Annotated in this window: 16 protein-coding genes and 1 pseudogene; 9 read left to right on the top strand and 8 right to left on the bottom strand. The window is 40.3% G+C overall.

Annotated elements, in window-relative coordinates; all coding sequences use genetic code 11:
• The first annotated feature begins 243 nt into the window (after positions 1 to 243).
• From ACRWSG_RS01965 to adk, 6 genes and pseudogenes are all read left to right on the top strand, one after another.
• On the top strand, positions 244 to 426 hold the full coding sequence (locus tag ACRWSG_RS01965; protein ID WP_462165476.1) for a hypothetical protein: 183 nt from the start codon (positions 244 to 246) through the stop codon (positions 424 to 426).
• Complete coding sequence (locus ACRWSG_RS01960) at positions 426 to 1,151, top strand: hypothetical protein (protein ID WP_462165475.1); 726 nt, start codon at positions 426 to 428, stop codon at positions 1,149 to 1,151. The genes ACRWSG_RS01965 and ACRWSG_RS01960 overlap by 1 nt, the downstream gene beginning before the upstream one ends.
• Positions 1,152 to 1,485: 334 nt before the next feature.
• Positions 1,486 to 1,812 (top strand): hypothetical protein, encoded by a 327-nt coding sequence (locus ACRWSG_RS01955; protein WP_462165474.1) that lies wholly within the window; start codon positions 1,486 to 1,488, stop codon positions 1,810 to 1,812.
• 97 nt (positions 1,813 to 1,909) lie between these two features.
• Entirely contained in the window at positions 1,910 to 2,716 is an 807-nt protein-coding gene (locus ACRWSG_RS01950; protein WP_462165473.1) for a hypothetical protein, read from the top strand.
• A 478-nt stretch (positions 2,717 to 3,194) separates the two neighbouring features.
• The gene (gene htpG / locus ACRWSG_RS01945; protein ID WP_138600431.1) at positions 3,195 to 5,108 is read left to right on the top strand and encodes a molecular chaperone HtpG; all 1,914 of its coding nucleotides are present in this window, start codon (positions 3,195 to 3,197) and stop codon (positions 5,106 to 5,108) included.
• Positions 5,109 to 5,288: 180 nt separating this feature from the next.
• Positions 5,289 to 5,935, top strand: a pseudogene (gene adk, locus ACRWSG_RS01940) (adenylate kinase).
• 78 nt (positions 5,936 to 6,013) lie between these two features.
• Here adk and tpx read toward each other — a convergent pair.
• Positions 6,014 to 6,595 (bottom strand): thiol peroxidase, encoded by a 582-nt coding sequence (tpx, locus tag ACRWSG_RS01935; protein WP_462165472.1) that lies wholly within the window; start codon positions 6,593 to 6,595, stop codon positions 6,014 to 6,016.
• 205 nt (positions 6,596 to 6,800) lie between these two features.
• Between tpx and ACRWSG_RS01930 the strand changes: the two genes are divergently transcribed.
• Together ACRWSG_RS01930 and ACRWSG_RS01925 are read left to right on the top strand one after the other, a co-directional pair.
• Positions 6,801 to 7,805: a response regulator gene (locus ACRWSG_RS01930; protein ID WP_462165471.1), complete on the top strand. Its 1,005-nt coding sequence runs from the start codon at positions 6,801 to 6,803 to the stop codon at positions 7,803 to 7,805.
• 3 nt (positions 7,806 to 7,808) lie between these two features.
• A complete protein-coding gene (locus ACRWSG_RS01925) occupies positions 7,809 to 8,771 on the top strand; it encodes a sensor domain-containing diguanylate cyclase (protein ID WP_054551542.1) in 963 nt (320 codons plus the stop codon).
• 56 nt (positions 8,772 to 8,827) lie between these two features.
• Here the strand turns inward: ACRWSG_RS01925 and ACRWSG_RS01920 are convergent, their stop codons facing one another.
• The 5 genes from ACRWSG_RS01920 to ACRWSG_RS01900 all read right to left on the bottom strand — a co-directional run bounded on the left by ACRWSG_RS01920 (position 8,828) and on the right by ACRWSG_RS01900 (position 15,307).
• A complete protein-coding gene (locus tag ACRWSG_RS01920) occupies positions 8,828 to 9,709 on the bottom strand; it encodes a universal stress protein (protein ID WP_166338066.1) in 882 nt (293 codons plus the stop codon).
• Positions 9,710 to 9,715: 6 nt separating this feature from the next.
• Positions 9,716 to 11,230: a SpoVR family protein gene (locus ACRWSG_RS01915; RefSeq protein ID WP_462165469.1), complete on the bottom strand. Its 1,515-nt coding sequence runs from the start codon at positions 11,228 to 11,230 to the stop codon at positions 9,716 to 9,718.
• 20 nt (positions 11,231 to 11,250) lie between these two features.
• The gene (locus tag ACRWSG_RS01910) at positions 11,251 to 12,537 is read right to left on the bottom strand and encodes a YeaH/YhbH family protein (RefSeq protein ID WP_138600437.1); all 1,287 of its coding nucleotides are present in this window, start codon (positions 12,535 to 12,537) and stop codon (positions 11,251 to 11,253) included.
• A 26-nt stretch (positions 12,538 to 12,563) separates the two neighbouring features.
• Positions 12,564 to 14,486: a PrkA family serine protein kinase gene (locus ACRWSG_RS01905; protein WP_462165467.1), complete on the bottom strand. Its 1,923-nt coding sequence runs from the start codon at positions 14,484 to 14,486 to the stop codon at positions 12,564 to 12,566.
• 239 nt (positions 14,487 to 14,725) lie between these two features.
• Positions 14,726 to 15,307, bottom strand: a complete 582-nt coding sequence (locus ACRWSG_RS01900; RefSeq protein ID WP_054551537.1) for a superoxide dismutase — start codon at positions 15,305 to 15,307, stop codon at positions 14,726 to 14,728.
• A 264-nt stretch (positions 15,308 to 15,571) separates the two neighbouring features.
• Between ACRWSG_RS01900 and ACRWSG_RS01895 the strand changes: the two genes are divergently transcribed.
• Positions 15,572 to 15,910, top strand: a complete 339-nt coding sequence (locus ACRWSG_RS01895; protein WP_054551536.1) for a Grx4 family monothiol glutaredoxin — start codon at positions 15,572 to 15,574, stop codon at positions 15,908 to 15,910.
• Positions 15,911 to 15,964: 54 nt separating this feature from the next.
• Here ACRWSG_RS01895 and ACRWSG_RS01890 read toward each other — a convergent pair whose 3' ends face one another.
• Positions 15,965 to 17,257 carry a sensor histidine kinase gene (locus ACRWSG_RS01890; protein ID WP_462165466.1) on the bottom strand — a complete coding sequence of 431 codons (1,293 nt, stop codon included), beginning with the start codon at positions 17,255 to 17,257 and terminating at the stop codon, positions 15,965 to 15,967.
• Positions 17,257 to 18,585: a sigma-54-dependent transcriptional regulator gene (locus ACRWSG_RS01885; RefSeq protein WP_300358780.1), complete on the bottom strand. Its 1,329-nt coding sequence runs from the start codon at positions 18,583 to 18,585 to the stop codon at positions 17,257 to 17,259. Before ACRWSG_RS01885 ends, ACRWSG_RS01890 begins: the two co-directional genes overlap by 1 nt.
• Between the last annotated feature and the right edge of the window lie 61 nt (positions 18,586 to 18,646).

Raw genomic sequence — 18,646 nt, 5'->3', positions numbered from 1 at the left:
ATATTCAGAAAGTGACTCAGTTTATGCTTGCAAAGTATTGAACTGGGGTGCTTATAGTGTCCTCCCTAAAAAATACGATAAATATATTGAGGCTTTGCGCTAGTGCGCATTTGAAAGCTTATCAAGTTACAGACTTAATTTGGTTATCTATAAAATTCTAATTTACATTGCGCACAAAATGCGATTAATCGCGCAGATAATTATGTGTAAGTGGATTCTCTTGCATGAATTAAGGAGATTAACATGCAGCAAAAACTCACCAACATAAAAGTACAGCCAGTTGGATTTAGAGGTTACTGCAATTTCACATTAGCTTTAGATATCGAAAATGAACATCTAGAGGCTTATTTCAATAAGAGTGATACGAAAACGGCGATTGCTTATGAGCAAAGAGCTTTGGCTGAAAAGGTTGAAGGTACAATTTAGTGGAAAGATTCGGTACATGGTTTAAAAGCATATCTACTAGTTATTTGATTTTGCTTCTAACTCTATTTTTGTTTTATGGATTTGGCGTTAAAGATGGTTCTTGGGGAAGTTTTAGTGATATTACTATCGCTATTTTTACGTTTTTGATTGCTTACACTACAAATTTGTTGCTAATTGCAGCCTGGTTAACAGCAGACAACTGGGTTAAGCAAAATGAACATAATAATGCTGAAAAATTATTAAGCTCACTTAATAGGTTATATTTTTGTTTACATGAATATCGAACACTAAAAGCAACTGCTGCTTATCAACTGGAAATTGCTAAGAACGATGAACCAGATGTCAGTAAATACTCAGCAGACGGATTAGATGCATTTTCAAGATTTGGTATCAATGAGGAAATTACATTCAATGATGAACAACTCAACTTTATGAGAAAGGCGGTTGCAGAGCCTTTAAAAATTACAAATGATAAATTAACCCAACTACAAGGCAGGCTTCAGCATCTTAAGTTTGAGTTGATGTCGGCAGCAGGGCTGTTTGCGAATAGCCTAATTGAGAATAATATAAATCTCATTTGGGAAGTTAACCGTTTGCTAATGGCAGAAAGGCAATTACATGAAACTGCTGAACCAATTTACTATTTATTAAAGTCAGTGACAAAGTATGACAGCTTCTTGTTGATGAAGGTTAGTGATCCAGTAATTTATTCAATTTATAAATAAAAGTTTAATAGAGGGTACTGCAACAGAGTCGTCAAGTTTAAGGATTTAGCCAAAGTGATATCAGGCATAATCGAAAAGCAGGGTTTCTGATGGTGATTTGTTAATAATTGACCATAAGATCGGAGTAAAACAAGGTGATGCCATTGTAGCTACAAACAACAGCGTGTTTGTTTGTAGAATAACTGATTCTAGAAGAATCATTCTTTTATCTGAATGTTAGTCATACTCACTTGTAAAAGCCAGCAATCATGGTGAGTGCCTTGTTGAAGGCGTTGTTATAAGCTCTGTGTGAATGTATCGTGAAAGTGTAAAGGATATTATTTAAGGTAAAGCTATGTTGTTTAAAATTGAAGTGTTGAAAGCAAATATTGACAGTAAGCAAGCTGTGGATTTAGAGCACATGTTGTGTGGTTGGGGTATTGGTGGTACAGGAACTATATGGGACAATAAAGATACAGGTGCTGATGGCGAAATGTTATTTGATATGTTGCGCAGTCAATTTTTTATAGGCATACCAGAGCAAGCTCCTGATGTTTTATCTGATATTTGGAAGTCGATTGATTTAGGTCAGATTGAATACGAAGAGGCTCAAAATCGTTTAACTCAACTGACTAATTGGATAAACGATTGTCATATATCAAAACCAAGATGGGATGATTAACTTCCTACCCTCAATTCTGATATAGTATTCTCCATATTGAATAAATCCGCTTAGTTTATGACTTGGCGGGTTTTTAGTTTAAAGGGATGTAAAAAAAATGACCGTTCAAGCTGACAGTAGTACCCTAGATTTATTCAGAGAAAGATTAGCAAGCCCATTCATTTTTACTTATTTTTGGGTTTCTTTAACGTGGAACTGGAAATTAGTTTATTGGTTTTTGTATGAGCCACTAAAGCCTAGTCTGAAACTCAATCAAATTCCTTTTGACTGGAATTATTGGCAGCCATTTGGAATAACACTTCTATTAGTCGTTATAGTTCCTTGGTTAAATAACGGTGTAGAATTTCTTAAGCGCTTTGCCGTTAATTGGTTTAATAAATGGCTTCATACCAAAGGCTGGAAGGAGATGATTTCTAATGATGAGCACCTACAAGTATTAGATGAATTATCTAAAACCAAAGCCAGAGCTCATGATTTAACAGATAAATACGATGACTTATTAATAAGAGAAAAAGAAGTAAAAGAAAGATTAATTAAAGAGCAGGAAAAAAATTCAAAATTACTAAGTGATATAGCTACTGAAAAAGAGCAGTCCAGTTTTTATGAAATAGCAAGAAATGAAATAAAAGAAAAGCAGCTTGAAGCCGAAGAGCTTCACCTTAAGTCTCATAACGAAGCATTAAAATATGCTGAGCAATTAAAGAAAAGTGAAAACGAATTTAAAAATCTATCACATAGTTACAATAAACAAGATGAAACGCTAAATCAGATAAAAAAAGAAAATAAGGAGCTTGCAAATATACTTGGAGTATATTCCATGGTCGGAGCAAATATACTTTCTATACCTGAAATTAGACGAGCATCTCAAGTCGTCAGAAACATAGATAGTTTGTTAAATAAATAGTATTGAATTCATCGTAACCTGCAAAACGCGGGGTTTTTATACCTAAAATTTGAGAACAAACTATGAAAGCAAAAAAACTTACAGCGCTGGGGTTTCTGGCATTCTTGCGGCTGCAGTTGTAACAGTCGCTACATTCGAGGACCAAGAGTACACAGAAGGTGAGTGTTTGAACTTGTTCGCTGATGATTTGGCTACTCATAACGAACTGTTAATGAGTGCTATAAATACAAATTTGAGCCAAGACAGGCACAATATTTATTTATCATTGCAATATATTTTGACTTCATAACAATACAAACTGGCTGAGAAGTAATTATCCGTTTCACTACTTTTAGAAGATCTTAAATATCGTAGGATATTCCCAAAAGCTTGCTATTTTACCCGCAAATTTAATTTTTTGCCTTGAAGTTCAAAAAGCCTGCCCCATATAAAGAGTCATAGTGCAGATTAGACACTTTGTTAATTGGAGATTTACACAATGACTGCAGCACAAAAAGAAACATTAGGCTTTCAAACAGAAGTCAAACAACTATTAAACCTGATGATTCATTCTCTTTACTCTAATAAAGAGATTTTCCTACGTGAGCTTGTATCAAACGCGTCAGATGCGGCAGATAAATTACGTTTCCTTGCGCTTTCTAATGGCGATTTATACGAAAACGATGCGGAACTAAAAGTACGTATCAGTGCCGATAAAGAAGCAAACACGGTCACCATTACTGATAATGGTATCGGTATGAGCCGTGAAGATGTGATCAATTCACTAGGTACAATTGCAAAATCAGGCACCGCAGAATTTTTCCAAAACCTAACTGGTGACCAAAGCAAAGATTCACAATTGATTGGTCAATTTGGTGTTGGTTTTTACTCAGCGTTTATCGTTGCTGATAAAGTAACAGTGCGTACGCGTAAAGCAGGTGAAAGCCAAGGTATTGAATGGCAATCTGCAGGCGAAGGTGAGTACACATTACAAGAGATTGATAAACCATCACGTGGTACTGAAATCATTCTTCACCTTCGTGAAGACGAAACAGAATTTGCTGATGAGTTCCGTTTACGTAGCATCGTAACTAAATATTCAGACCATATTTCTATTCCAGTTGAGATGTATAAAGCAGAGGTACCTGAATCTGAAGGTCCTGACGGCGAGAAAATTCCAGCACAGCCAGGCGAGTGGGAAGGTATTAACCGCGCGACAGCACTATGGACCCGTGACAAGTCAGAAGTAACAGACGAAGAGTACAAAGAGTTTTATAAGCATATCGGTCACGATTGGGAAGAGCCACTAAGCTGGGCACATAACAAGGTTGAAGGTAAAACAGAATACACCAGCCTGTTATACATCCCGAAAAAAGCACCTTTCGATTTATGGAACCGTGAGCGTCAATCAGGTTTAAAACTGTATGTACAACGCGTTTTCATCATGGATGACGCTGAGCAGTTCATGCCAAGCTACTTACGTTTTGTGAAAGGTTTACTTGATTCAAACGACTTACCACTAAACGTGTCACGTGAAATCTTACAAGACAACAAAGTAACGCAAGCAATCCGTAAAGGTTGTACGTCGCGCGTACTTAAGATGCTTGAGCGTATGGCGAAAAACCGCGAAGAAGATTACCAAACGTTCTGGAACGAGTTTGGTCAGGTGTTAAAAGAAGGCCCTGCTGAAGATGCGGCTAACAAAGAAGCCATTGCTAAGCTACTGCGTTTTGCTTCTACACACACTGATGAAAGCACTCAAAATGTATCGCTTGAGCAATACATTGAGCGTATGAAGCCAGAGCAAGACAAAATCTACTATGTAGTTGCTGATTCATTCGCTGCAGCGAAGAACTCACCACACCTAGAGATCTTCCGTAAGAAGGGCATCGAAGTGTTGCTATTAAGCGACCGTGTTGATGAGTGGATGATGAGCTACTTAACAGAGTTCAACGAAAAATCATTCCAGTCAATTACCCGTGGTGACTTAGATTTAGGCAACATGGATGACGAAGAAACTAAAAAAGCGCAAGAAGAGTCAGAAAAAGAAGTTGCAGGCCTAGTTGAGCGCATTAAAACTGCACTAGGTGATAACGTTAAAGACGTACGCTTTACGCACCGTCTAACTGACTCTCCTGCATGTGTTGTTGCAGATGAGCACGATATGAGCTCGCAAATGCAAAAGTTAATGGAATCAGTTGGTCAAACAGTGCCTGAGCAAAAGCCAATTTTTGAGCTTAACCCAGAGCATCAGCTTGTTAAACACTTAAATGTTGAACAAGATGAAGACAAGTTTGCCCAGTGGTCACAAGTGCTTCTAGATCAAGCATTACTGGCTGAACGCGGTACGTTAAAAGACCCTGCAGGCTTTGTAACTCGTTTGAACAAACTTATGCTAGATTTAAGCAAATAAGCGTTTTAGCGCAATGAGTTGGAAAAGGGAGCAAGGCTCCCTTTTTTATTGCCGCTAATATAGGCAATTGGTATAAGTTACTTGAGGTATAGCCTTAGTTGTGGAAGAATTCAGGCTCTAAAAACAAAACTCCACTGATCGACCATTTTTTAAGATTAGTATCACACAGAGGACAATGATATGCGCATTATTCTTTTGGGCGCGCCGGGTGCAGGTAAAGGTACTCAAGCTCAGTTTTTGATGGACAAATACGGTATTCCACAAATTTCTACGGGCGATATGCTGCGTGCAGCAATCAAAGAAGGTACACCACTTGGTCTTGAAGCTAAAAAAGTAATGGATGCAGGTCAATTAGTATCTGACGAAATTATTATCGGTCTAGTTAAAGAGCGCATTGCTAAGCCAGATTGCGAAAAAGGTTTCTTACTAGACGGTTTCCCTCGTACTATTCCTCAAGCAGATGCAATGAAAGAGAATGGCGTGGTAGTTGATCACGTTATCGAATTTGACGTTGCTGACGAAATCATCGTTGAGCGTATGGGCGATGCCGTCGCGTACACCCTGGCTCTGGTCGTGTTTATCACGTTGTTTATAATCCACCTAAAGTTGATGGTAAAGATGACATCACAGGTGAAGACCTAATCATTCGTGATGACGACACTGAAGAAACAGTGCGTAAGCGTTTAGGTATTTACCACGACCAAACTAAACCATTAGTTGATTACTACCAAGCTGAAGCGAAAGCAGGCAACACTCAGTACCACAAATTAGACGGTACTCAAGCTGTTGAAGCTGTTAGCCAACAACTTGGTGAGCTTTTAGGTTAATAGCCTAATTGCTGATATGAAAAAACCGCCTTGGGCGGTTTTTTTGTGTTTGTATCACTGCAAGTTAAAATTGCGCTTTTACAGTTTCTTTAATGCCGCAATAGCACTGTCGTAATCAGGCTCTTTTGAAAGGTTATCGACAAGCTGCTTGTAAACGATGTTATGGTTTTTATCGAGCACAAATACGGCACGGGTTAACAAGCCCATATCTTTGATAATCAAACCGTAGTTCTTACCAAAGTCACGCCATACAGAGTCAGATAAGGTCACTATTTTGTCTATATTCTCGGCTTTACAAAAACGCTTCTGTGCGAACGGTAAATCTGCGCTTAAGGTCAGCATCGCCACACTTGGGTATTCTGAAGCTACTTTTTCATTGAAGTGTTTGGTTTGAATACTACATACACCTGTGTCTAAACTTGGCACAACGCTTAAAAGCACTGCTTGGCCTTGATAGTTGTCTAGTGTGACGGGGGTAAAGTTGCCATCTACTACTTTAAAATTAGGCGCTTGTTGGCCAACTTCAACACCTTGCCCTAGTAAAGTAACCGGTTTAGACTGGGCTGAAACCTTACCTGCGTCTAAACTATTTTCTGATAAATCACCTGCATAACTAAACGTGCACACAGCGCCTAATGCAAACATTAGCGGACGTAACATAATAAAATTCCTTTAAATTAACGCATTTAACTTCAGTGTATTATACTCATGAAGTGGCTCCAAGGATTAGTACAATTTAAAATTGTAAATAACCATTAGTTTGATTAACATGTGCCTGAGACCCTATTTTTTACATATAAAAATAAGAATAAAGTTACTAGTTAATGTTTTTGCTAGTTAGAAAGTGTGGATTTAGAGAGAATATATGTCAACATCGGTATTAGTTTGTGATGATTCAAAGTTAGCACGTCGACAATTAGCACGCTCTTTACCCGATGATTGGGATATAAAAATTGAGTTTGCTGAAAATGGTGTTCACTGTATTGAGCAAATCAAAAAAATTCAGCCGGAAATTTTATTTCTCGATTTAAACATGCCTGAAATGGATGGTTACGAAGTACTGCAAGCCATTCAAGAACAAGACCTTCATGTTCTCACTGTTGTTGTATCTGGAGACATCCAACCTAATGCTCATCGACGTGTGCTTGAGTTAGGCGCAATCGACTTTATTCAAAAACCTTGTTCCGCCGAGAAACTAGCGAGTATTATTGAACATCATGGTATTAAAGATAAAGCCATGCGTGAGCGTCTTGCTAATAAGCTAGGTGAGCAAGTTGATCCCGATGTGCGTGATATCTACCAAGAACTCACCAATGTCGCAATGGGGCAAGCTGGAGACTTATTAGCGCGTCTTCTTAATGTATTCGTAAAGCTTCCTATTCCTAATGTAAATGTTTTAGAAGTCAATGAACTAGATATGGCTTTGCGCTCGATTGATGCCAATGCCGCAACCTCAGGTGTATGTCAGGGTTTTATTGGCGGCGGTGTTTCTGGCGAAGCACTATTGCTGTTAAATGATTCAAGTTTTAAAGAAATCGCCTCGTTAATGAATTATGAGGGTGAGCTCAACGATAAAGTTGAATTAGAGCTATTAATGGATGTGAGTAACATATTAATAGGGGCTATTCTGACAGGACTGTCGCACCAATTAGATATGCGTTTTAGCCAAGGTCATCCTGTGGTGCTGGGACAACACTGTGATGTATCTGATTTAGTAAAGGCGAATAAATCTCGCTGGCAACGAACGCTGGCGATTGGAATCAGCTATGGCATCGAAAATCACAATATTAACTGTGATTTGATGTTGCTGTTCACCGAGGACTCATTAAAAACCCTTAAGTACAAAGTAGCTTATTTATTAGAAGACTAAACTATGCCTGCAGCCGATTTTAATATGAATGAACTCCATTGGTTAATGGATATGTTTAATACCGTTGATGTAGGCCTAGTGGTGCTCGATAGAGACTACAAAGTATGCATCTGGAATGGGTTTATGGAAAACCATTCTGGCCTATTGCCAAGCGCGGTGAAAGATAAAGACCTGTTTGATTTGTTTCCATCAATCGATGAAAAGTGGTTTCGCAGCAAATCTGAGTCTGTGTTCATTTTAAATAATCGCTCATTTACTATTTGGGAGCAGCAGCCATATATTTTCCGTTTTAAGAATTACCGCCCAATTACCGGTAAAGCGGATCATATGTATCAAAATGCCACTTTTATTCCACTGACGACGACCACAGGTGAAGTATCGCATATCTGTATCATTATCTATGATGTAACCGATGAAGCGGTGAATAAAAAAGAGCTAGAAGAAGCGAATAGCAAGCTTGAACAAATGAGCCGTACCGATGCACTTACTAAGCTTACTAACCGTGGTTATTGGGAAGAAAAGCTACGCAAAGAATACATGCGCATAGTGCGCAGTGGCGGGTGTAGCACCTTGTTAATGTTTGATATTGATCACTTTAAAAAGGTCAATGATGAACATGGCCATCGCGGCGGTGATGAGGCGCTGCGTCATATTGCAGACTTACTGCGTAAAACTCTGCGTGAAACAGACTTAGCAGGTCGCTATGGCGGTGAAGAGTTTGCGGTAACCTTGCTTGATACTGATCATGAAGGTGCACATATATTTGCTGAGCGATTAAGAACACTCATTGAGAACTCATCAATTTACTTTGATGGCAAACAAATTCAACTGACGGTCAGTATTGGCTTTGCCTGCTTCGACGAGAAGTTTGATCGCTACGAAAAGTGGGTTGAAGCTGCCGATAAAGCCTTATATCACTCAAAAGAAAACGGCCGTAACAAGGTCACAGCTTACACAGATTTATAAACAAACAAGGGGCAATTAAGCCCCTTTTTCATAGTAACTCTATTCAGTTAAGCAGATTAAACCCCAAGTGGCGGTAAAACAAGAATATCTGTTTTAAGTAGCTTCATGACTTTTTCGGCGGTATTACCAATTAAATGACCTTTAATACCTGTATTACCCACCGAACCCATAATCACTAAGTCAGCATTTAATTTAGCTGCAACACTTGGGATCACTTGCTCAACCACACCGGCTTTGATTTTAAGCTTGTCTTTTAAGTCGTGCGCTTCGATTAAGGTTCGCTGTGCTACGGGTAGCTTTTCAAAGGCGTTAATCACTTGCTCATCTGAAAATACAATGCCTAGATCACGTAAAAACGGTGATACATGTACGGTATAACAGGCATAAAACTCGCTGTCGTAGTCTTTTGCATAGGCTAAGCCTGCTTTGATAATTGCTTCGTTTAAACAGTATTTAGTCGCCTTCTCACTGCCTAAATCAAGGGCTGCCAGCACATTGGTATTGTTACGCCATTTGTTATCGGCGGCCAAATAAAGTGGCAGCGGGCTAAAGCGAATAAGCTGCCAGTCTAGCTCTGTAAATTGCGTTTCTTCGTCGATGTGGCGAGTTTTAATCACCATTTCATAATCTGACGTATCAAGCTCATTGGCTAGCCATTGTACTGGGCTTTCATGCCACAGGGTTTGCAAAGTATAGCTATCATCATCTAAATACTCGCTGATAAGTGGACCAAGTGCTGCACGGACTTTAGCAAGCTCTTTGTCTTGAATAGCCAGCGCTTCATCAGGTGGAATAGAGAATAAAATGTTATTGGTGTCTTCGTAGCTAAAAGCAACAATATCAATATGCTTCATGCCTTTGGCTTTTTGTCTTGCATGTAATATAGATGTTTTAGCATCGGCCGTTGAGTCGATGATCACCAATATCTTTTTATTCATTTTTGGTTACTCTGTTGTGTGTCGGGCATCACTGCTTGGGCATTCACCCAATAATGAAACTTCACCTGTTGCGCTTTCTTGTTCCAGTTTTACCTTAAAGCCCCATAGCCTGTAAAGGTGTTTTAGTACTTCATCTTTAGACTTGTTTAAAGGAATATTGTTATGGGGTACATAACGCAGAGTAAGTGAACGATCTCCTCTAATATCAACATTATAGACTTGAATATTTGGTTCGTGATTACTTAGGTTGTATTGTGCCGACAGGGTTTCACGAACTTGGTGATAGCCCATTTCATCATGAATAGCACCGACATTGAGGGTTGGCTCTTTTTCATGATCAATAATGGTAAACAACTTAAAATCACGAATAATTTTTGGCGATAAAAACTGGCTAATGAAGCTCTCGTCTTTAAAGTTTTGCATTGCAAAGTGCAAGGTTTCTAACCAATCGCTGCCGGCATACTCTGGAAACCATTTCTTGTCTTCTTCTGTTGGGTTTTCGCAGATACGGCGAATATCAACCATCATGTTAAAGCCAAGAGCATAGGGGTTGATCCCTGAATAATAATTACTGTTGTAGGGTGGTTGATACACCACATTGGTGTGACTTTGTAAAAACTCGAGCATAAAGGCATCGGTGAGCTTACCTTCGTCGTACAGATGGTTCAAAATGGTGTAATGCCAAAACGTAGCCCAGCCCTCATTCATCACTTGAGTTTGTTTTTGTGGGTAAAAATATTGCGAAATTTTACGCACAATTCGAATTATTTCTCGTTGCCATGACTCTAGCAGCGGCGCATTTTTTTCGATGAAGTACAAAATGTTTTCTTGTGGCTCTTCTGGAAAACGGCGTTCTCGTTTTTTTGACTCTTGCTGCGAAGTAGGGATTGTGCGCCACAACTCGTTGACTTGAGATTGTAGGTAGTCTTCACGTTCTTGTTGACGTTTTTGCTCTTCATAAAGTGAAATACGTTGCGGGCGCTTGTAGCGGTCTACACCATAATTCATTAATGCATGACATGAATCAATCAGATTTTCGACCTCGGTAATACCGTATTTCTCTTCGCACTTGGCAATGTAGTTTTTGGCAAATAATAAGTAATCGATAATTGAGCTGGCATCAGTCCAGGTTTTAAATAAGTAATTGCCTTTAAAAAATGAGTTGTGACCATAACAGGCATGAACCATTACCAAGGCTTGCATTGGCAGGGTGTTTTCTTCCATTAAATAGGCAATGCAAGGATCTGAGTTAATAACAATTTCATAAGCGAGGCCCATTTGCCCACGCTTATAATTCTGCTCTGTTTGAATGAATTTTTTACCATACGACCAGTGGCTATAGCCAATCGGCATACCCACACTCGAATAGGCATCCATCATTTGTTCAGCAGTGATCACCTCAATTTGATTAGGGTAGGTATCGAGTTTATAAATTTTCGCTACCCGTTCAATCTCAGTTTGATACTCTGTTAATAGATCAAATGTCCAATCAGGACCGTCGCTAATACGTTTATCGGCCATACTTTACCTCACTGGCAAGGCTATGCGGCGCCTTGCTGCTGACGATTCTTTTTAAATAATTCACGGAAAATAGGGTAAATGTCCTCAACGCCACGAATGTGTTGCATGGCAAAATTGTCGTGGGTTTGCACTATTGATTGATACTCTCGCCATAAACTTTGATGAGCACGAGCGGTAATTTCGATATAGGCGTAATAGCGCACCGCCTTTAACAGTTTATTACGTAAAATTTCACCACAGTTTGGCGAATCATCAGCCCAGTTATCACCATCAGAGGCTTGCGCTGCGTAAATGTTCCACTCTTCAGGGTTATAACGTTCAGCGATGATTTCGTTCATCAGTTTTAATGCACTTGATACTATGGTGCCACCCGTTTCTTGAGAATAGAAAAACTCTTGCTCATCAACTTCTTTCGCTTGGGTATGATGACGAATATAGACAACCTCTATATTTTTGTAGCTACGAGTTAAAAATTGATAAAGCAGAATATAAAAGCGTTTTGCCATGTCTTTCGTGGCTTGATCCATCGAGCCAGACACATCCATTAAACAAAACATCACAGCTTTGCTTGTTGGGTGTGGTTGCTTTTCATAATTACGAAAACGTAAGTCGTAATTATCAATAAATGGCACTGCTTTTATGCGGTTTTGCAGCTCCTCAATCTGACGTTCAAGTAACGCAATGGCTGCCTTGTCTGGCTGCTCTTCAGCTTGTAGCAGAGCGAGCTGACCTTCAAGCTCTGCAAGGTGGCGTTTTTTGCCTGCAGTCATCGCCACTCTTCGAGCAAGCGAGCCTTGTAATGAGCGAACAATATCAATATTGCTTGGCATGCCGTCGTTACAAAAACCAGCGCGATGGGTTTTCATTTGCACCAGTTTATCGAGCTGGTTTTGTTGCAGGTTGGGCAGTTCAAGATCTTCGAACAATAAGTCTAAGTATTCATCTTTTGAAATAGAAAATACAAAGTCGTCTTGTCCTTCACCAGAGTCACTGGCTTCACCTTCGCCGCTACCACCACCTTGACTGCCTCCTTGCGGGCGCTTGATTTTGTCGCCCGTAGAAAACTGGTCATTGCCTGGGTGGATCTGTTCACGGTCGCCACCACGTCCTTGATGAAAGATAGGCTCACTGATATCACGTTGCGGAATAGAGATACTCTCGCCGCTGGTGGTATCGGTTACGCTGCGCTTATTAATGGCATCAGATACCGCTTCTTTAATCTGTTTTTTATAACGCCTGATGAACCGTTGACGATTCAAGGTACTTTTGTTTTTTCCATTCAGGCGTCGGTCAATAAAATGCGCCATAACAACCCCCTTAAAACAAACGTTTTTTACTGCGATTTTCTAACGCGTAAATACCATTCAGAAAGTAAACGTACTTGTTTTTGGGTATAGCCTTTCTCAACCATACGATTGACAAAGTCTTCGTGTTTTTTCTGATCTTCTGCAGAGGTTTTCGCATTGAAGGAAATAACCGGCAGCAAATCTTCGGTATTTGAGAACATTTTCTTCTCAATAACTGTGCGAAGTTTTTCGTAGCTGGTCCAAAGCGGATTCTTGCCTTGGTTGTGGGCACGCGCTCGCAGTACGAAATTAACTATCTCATTACGGAAATCTTTAGGGTTTGAAATACCCGCAGGTTTTTCAATCTTCTCAAGTTCTGCGTTAAGCGCAGCACGGTCAAATAACTGGCCAGTATCTGGGTCGCGGTATTCTTGATCTTGGATCCAGAAATCTGCATAAGTGACGTAGCGGTCAAAGATGTTTTGCCCATATTCAGAGTAAGACTCTAAATAGGCTGTTTGTAACTCTTTCCCGATAAACTCTACATACTGAGGAATGAGGTAGCCTTTTAAGTGGCTTAAGTAACGCTCTTCAACATCGGCGGTAAATTGCTCTCGCTCAATTTGCTGTTCAAGAACATAGAATAAGTGCACTGGGTTGGCTGCCACTTCAGTGGTATCGAAGTTAAATACCCGCGATAGGATCTTAAACGCAAAGCGGGTAGAAAGCCCGGTCATGCCCTCATCAACACCCGCGTAATCGCGGTATTCTTGATACGACTTCGCTTTCGGATCAGTATCTTTTAAGCTTTCGCCGTCATACACCCGCATTTTTGAATAAATACTTGAGTTTTCAGGCTCTTTAATACGCGAAAGAGTGGTAAATTGTGCCAGTGTTTTTAATGTGCCCGGTGCACAAGGTGCATCATGTAATTCACTGTTTTCGAGTAGTTTATTGTAAATTTTAACTTCTTCAGATACACGCAAACAATAAGGCACTTTGACGATGTAAACACGGTCTAAAAATGCTTCATTGTTTTTGTTGTTCTTAAATGTTTGCCACTCAGATTCATTTGAGTGAGCTAAAATCATGCCATTGAACGGCAGGGCACTAATGCCTTCTGTGCCGTTGTAATTGCCTTCTTGCGTTGCTGTAAGCAGTGGGTGTAGCACCTTGATTGGCGCTTTAAACATTTCCACAAATTCCATTAAGCCTTGGTTTGCTAAGCAAAGTGCACCTGAGTAGGCGTAGGCATCAGGGTCGTTCTGTGCAAAGTGCTCAAGCTGGCGAATATCTACCTTACCAACTAACGCTGAAATGTCTTGATTGTTTTCATCGCCGGGCTCAGTTTTCGCAATCGCGACTTGATTTAAAATAGATGGAAAGCGCTTAACCACTCTAAATTGGCTAATATCACCATTAAATTCACTTAAGCGTTTTGCAGCCCACGGTGACATCACCGTTTTTAAATAACGCGGTTTAATGCCGTATTCTTTTTCTAAAAGTTCAGCGTCTTCATTTGGGTCAAATAACGCTAAAGGGTGGTCGTTAACAGGCGAGCCTTTGATTGAGTAAATAGGTACCTGCTGCATTAAGTATTTTAGTTTTTCAGCAATGGATGATTTACCGCCACCTACTGGGCCAAGTAAATACAGTACTTGCTTACATTCTTCTAAGCCTTGCGCAGCATGTTTTAAATAAGAAACGATTTGCTCAATGGCATCTTCCATACCATAAAAATCGTGAAATGCAGGGTAGCGTGCGACTACGCGATTAGAAAACAGCCTGCTTAAGCGCGCATCGGTTGAAGTGTCGATAATCTCCGGCTCACCGATGACCATCAATAGCCGCTCAGGTGCGCTGGCATAAGCTGATTTATCCTTCTTACAGATCTCGAGAAATTCCTCAATACTGTATTCTTCTTCTTGCGCTGCTTCGTATCGTGATTGGTAATGCTCAAAAATACTCATAGAGACCTCCGAAAACCCGCTAAAATGACGTGTAATTAGATTAAGAGAAAAGCAAAGGCTAATTAAAGCTTAGTCACGATTTTGAATTTTTGCGCAAGAAAATTAAGAATTTAATTGAAAAAAGCTCATCTTGATTACGCTTTTTGGCTGAGGGCTTGGCTGCGACTTAGAAGGGGCGTGCACTGGCAATAAAAAAGACGCCGAAGCGTCTTTTTTTGATTACTGCTAGTAACAGAAGATTAAGCGAAGTTAGCGTTCGCGAAGTCCCAGTTAACTAATGCCCAGAAACCTTTTAGGTAATCTGGACGAACGTTACGGTAATCGATGTAGTAAGCGTGTTCCCAAAGATCCACAGTTAGGATTGGAGTAACACCTTCATCAGTTAATGGCGTTGCAGCATTTGATGTGTTAACGATATCAAGAGTGCCGTCAGCTAGTTTAACTAACCAAGTCCAGCTTGAACCGAAGTTGTTTACTGCTTTGTCGTTTAACGCTTCTTTGAATGCGTCGAAAGAACCCCATTTAGCGTTGATCGCGTCAGCGATTGCGCCTGTAGGCTCGCCACCACCGTTTGGAGATAGGCTGTTCCAGTAGAACGTGTGGTTCCAGATTTGTGCAGCATTGTTAAATACGCCACCTTCTGAAGAACATACGATTTCTTCTAGAGATTTGTTTTCGAATTCTGTGCCTGGGATCAGACCGTTTAATTTCACAACGTAAGTGTTGTGGTGTTTACCGTGGTGAAACTCTAGAGTTTCTTTTGAAATATGTGGCTCTAATGCATCGATTGCGTATGGTAGTGACGGTAGTTCAAATGCCATTTTTTATCTCCATCTTCTTGGTTGATAGTCCACTCAGTTATAGGTAATAGCAAGGTAAACAGCGTACTTCCCTATACCAAGTGGTATTATAGTGTTACTATAATTGTTGAGTATTTTACTCAAGTTTTAGCAAACAGCAATGCTATTGCTAAAGACTATTTAAAATTGTGGCTACGAATGCCGATTTTAAGTTATATATCTGAGGCCACAGTGAAACTTTTTCAAGGCCAATGTAGTAAGCCAATGTCTTTTTTGAGGTTGTAAATGGAAACCATCGATAAAATTAAACAGCAAATTTCTGAAAATCCAATTCTTCTTTACATGAAAGGATCACCAAAGTTACCTAACTGTGGTTTTTCTTCACAAGCATCACAAGCACTTATGGCGTGTGGTGAGCAGTTTGCTTACGTTGACATTCTACTTAACCCAGATATCCGTGCAGAGTTACCTGCATACGCAAACTGGCCAACATTCCCACAGTTATGGGTAGAAGGCGAGCTTATCGGTGGTTGTGACATTATCATCGAAATGTTTCAACGTGGTGAATTACAGCCACTAATCACTGAAACAGCTGCAAAGTACAAAGAAAAAGACGCTGAATAATTATATTTAGTGTTGAAAGAAGCCGCTGATTGCGGCTTTTTTGTATCTGTTGTATTACGCGGGCAGCAAAACATGCACGCTTAATCCACCTTGCTCGCGGTTATGCAAGCTAATTTGCCCGTGGTGCGCTTCAACTATTTCCCTGCAAAGTGCTAACCCTAAGCCGCTGCCTGTTGCTTTGGTTGAGTAAAAGGGTATAAGTGCGTTAGCCATTACAGCTTCACTCATGCCTTTACCTTTATCACTCACCGTGATGTGTGTGCCACTTGCTTCTTGTTGCACTGTTAAGCTGACATCTTCGGGGTTTGACCCTGACTCATAGGCATTTTTTAATAAGTTTATAAGTAATTGTTCGAGCTGAGTGTGATCAGCGTCAGTTGTTACACGCTCATCAAGTGAAACCTCGACTTGCCACTGACTTTTTAATTGCTCAATCAGCGTAAACCAGTTAATCGTTGATAGTTGAGGGGTGGGTAACTTGGCAAATTTACCATAGCCTTGTACAAACTCATTAAGGTGTTTTATGCGGTCTTCAATGGTGGTAAATACCCGTTTTAAGCGTGGTTCATCGACTTCTTTTGTTAAAAGTTGCGCGCTATGAAGCATCGACGACATTGGCCCTAGGGAGTTGTTTAGCTCATGGCTAATAATACGAATAACTTTTTTCCATACCTCTACTTCTTGGCGGCTTAGTTCGCGGGTCAGTTGTTTAAAAACATACAGTTGGTGAAACTGATTATTAAGTAATAATCGGCCTGTTGCCATATGCCAAGTTTGTGATTCTTGATCTGCTTTGTCGAGGGTAAATAAGCCATCAACACCTTTGTGTATGGCACGCGTTAATTGCTCGCAGCTTGAATCTAATAAGTTTTCTAGCTTGGCGCCTTCAAGGGCTGATTTAGCATCGAGTAAGCTGCGAGCGCTATGGTTGCTATACACAATAAAGCCTTGGTCGTTAGTCAAAAGCACAGCTTGTGGCGAGCTTTGCAGTACTTTATCGAGCATCAGCTCACGCTGATAAATCCATTGTTTTTCTTGGCGAAGCTGTTTTGCAGTTTGGTTATAAAGCCGGCATAAATCACCTAGCTCATCACTGCCATCATAGGCTAATAATGTAGCCAGCTCACCATCTTTAAAATTAAGCAGCCCGGTTTCGAGCGAGTTCATGCCATCAATGAGCGGAGCTGATAATTGCGCGGCAAAAAATCCGCTTATCAAGGTGCAAGCGAGTAGGGCTAATAGGCTGTAAAGCAAGCTTATGCCCGCAAAATAACACACCAATATTAGCGGCAATGCAGACGCTGCAATACATAAGGTTATGATTTTATATCGAAACGAAAAACGCATTAGTATTCAATCTTAAATTTATCAAGCCTGCGATAAAGCGCTTGGCGGCTTAAACCAAAATGGCGAGCCACTTTAGCAATCACACCTTTGTATTCGCGCATGGCAAGTTCGATCTCCTGTTTGTTAGGCTCTGCTCTTGTTTGTGTTGGGCTGTTTGTTTCAACTTGTAAGCCAAAATCAGCAAGCTCAATCACCCCTGAGGGTTTTAAAACGCCAGCGCGTTTACAGGCATTTTCAAGCTCACGAACATTACCCGGCCAACTATGGGCGAGCAGGGCTTTTTCTGTACTTAGCGACAGTGTGCGCTCAGGTAAAAAGTGTGCGACTAAAGCTAAAATATCATCTGGGCGATGGGCAAGGCTTGGTAAATTTAACTCAATTACATTTAAGCGGTAGTAAAGGTCTTCTCGAAATTGACCTGTTTTAATTGCATGGCTTAAATCTTCATTGGTTGCTGAAATCACCCGCACATTCACTTTACGTGTTTGTGTTGAACCTAAACGTTCAAATTCACCGGTTTGTAAAATGCGTAATAATTTCATTTGCCCAGAAAGTGGCAAGTTACCAATTTCGTCTAAAAATAGGGTGCCACCATCGGCCGCTTCAAAACGACCAATACGCTGTTTGGTAATACCTGTATAAGCGCCAGCTTCGGCACCAAATAACTCAGCCTCAATAAGCTCGCTTGGCAAAGCACCGGCATTAACAGTGATAAAGGGTTTATCTGCTAATAATGAATTGGCTTGTATTATTTGTGCAATGCGTTCTTTACCACTGCCGTTGGGGCCTGTGATCAGTACTGAAATATCCGATTTAGCCACTTGAATCGCAAGATTAACAATGTGCTCCATAGCGGTACTTTTATAAACCAAGCCCACCAAATTTGCTTGTCGTACAGATGCGTCACGCTCTTGCTGGTGGCGGGTAAAAGTCTCGTTTTGCTGTTTTGCTTTACCCAGTTCGATTAGATTATTTACACAAGTAAGTAGCTTGGCGTCGTCCCATGGTTTTGGTAAATAATCAGCAGCCCCTGCTTTGACAAGTTCAACGGCAGTAGAAAGCTCTGTCCATGCGGTGATCAAAATAATCGGTAGGTGAGGATTAATGTCTCGTAAGGCATAAAAAAGTTCTTTGCCTTCTTCGCCGGAAGTGGTGTCGGCGGTAAAGTTCATGTCTTGAATAACAAGCGCTATGCGTTGGTATTGTACGGCTTGAATTGCCTCAAACGGGTTACTTGCGGTAACAACATCAAAACCGTGAATTTCGAGTAATAACGACAATGCATCCAAAATTGCTGGGTTATCGTCGACGATAAGTATTTTTTCCATATTATTGTTTTAGTTATTTTCCTAATAAGGGTGCAAGATGAATGCTACACTGTTAATCCAG

Source organism: Pseudoalteromonas sp. GB43 (genome assembly GCF_054923805.1).
Note: the sequence above shows the minus strand (reverse complement) of the source record. Positions and strands in the feature narration are given on the sequence as shown.